Below are 978 nucleotides of genomic sequence, written 5' to 3' on the forward strand. Positions count from 1 at the left end.
CGGGGGCCCGACCGGTGGCCTGGGCGCGCTGCTGATCGGTCTCGCCCTGGACGGTGACGGCCGCCGCGGCGGCGTCGCCGAGCGCGGCCACCGAGGGCAGCGCGACCCGCAGCAGCGCCGTGCGGGTGGCGGCCTTGGCGGCGTCGCGGCGCTGGGACCGGGACTGCTCGCGGGCGGCGAGGCGCAGTTCCGCACGGGTCGGACGGGCGGCTGCTTCGGGAGCCATCGCGGCTGCCTCCTCGGTCCTCGGGCGCGTCGTCGGGCGGGGGAGCGGGCGTAAACGACGAGACTGTAGCCGGAAGCCCGACATCCGGACAAAAGTCCGTATGTCAAGAGGCTGGGGGTGTGCGGTTGCGGGGTAGAACAGGGAGGGGCGATGGGCGGTCTGTGATTTTCCCCTCGTCTTGAGGGGTGGGGCGGCCAAGCCGGACGGGTGGCGCTACCCTCCCCTCAGATTGGTTATTGATCGTTAACCTCGCCCGTGCCCACAAGGTCCGGTGGGGGATGGACGACGAGGTCCGGGAGGCAGTGATGGGTGTGTCAGGACCGATCCGCGTGGTGGTCGCCAAGCCGGGGCTGGACGGCCACGACCGTGGTGCCAAGGTCATCGCGCGCGCCCTGCGCGACGCGGGCATGGAGGTCATCTACACCGGCCTGCACCAGACGCCGGAGCAGGTGGTCGACACCGCGATCCAGGAGGACGCGGACGGCATCGGCCTGTCGATCCTCTCCGGGGCGCACATGACGCTCTGCGCGCGGGTGCTGGAGCTGCTGAAGGAGCGCGACGCCGAGGACATCAAGGTCTTCTGCGGCGGGATCATCCCGGACGCGGACATCGTCGAGCTGAAGGCGATGGGCGTCGCCGACATCTTCACCCCGGGCACGCCGACCAGCGACGTGGTCGCCTGGGTCGAGGCCAACCTGCGGGCCGCCGGCTGACAGCCGCCGACAGCCGTTGACGGGGCCGGTGCCGGACGA

General features: G+C 71.8%; 1 protein-coding gene and 1 pseudogene. One reads left to right on the top strand and one right to left on the bottom strand.

What is annotated here, in order from left to right; translation table 11 throughout:
- Nucleotides 1-226: pseudogene (locus ABD308_RS00420) on the bottom strand (M23 family metallopeptidase); the annotation flags it as partial.
- Nucleotides 227-531: 305 nt separating this feature from the next.
- On the opposite strand from ABD308_RS00420, the gene icmB reads away from it, so the two are divergent.
- Complete coding sequence (gene icmB / locus ABD308_RS00425) at nucleotides 532-939, top strand: coenzyme B12-dependent isobutyryl CoA mutase small subunit (protein ID WP_344322302.1); 408 nt, start codon at nucleotides 532-534, stop codon at nucleotides 937-939.
- Nucleotides 940-978: the final 39 nt, after the last annotated feature.

The organism is Kitasatospora putterlickiae (assembly GCF_039527695.1).
Taxonomy (GTDB): domain Bacteria; phylum Actinomycetota; class Actinomycetes; order Streptomycetales; family Streptomycetaceae; genus Kitasatospora; species Kitasatospora putterlickiae.

Coding starts and splice junctions, on each gene's coding strand:
- icmB (WP_344322302.1), top strand. CDS start 532: ATGGGTGTGTCAGGACCGATCCGCGTGGTGGTCGCCAAGCCGGGGCTG.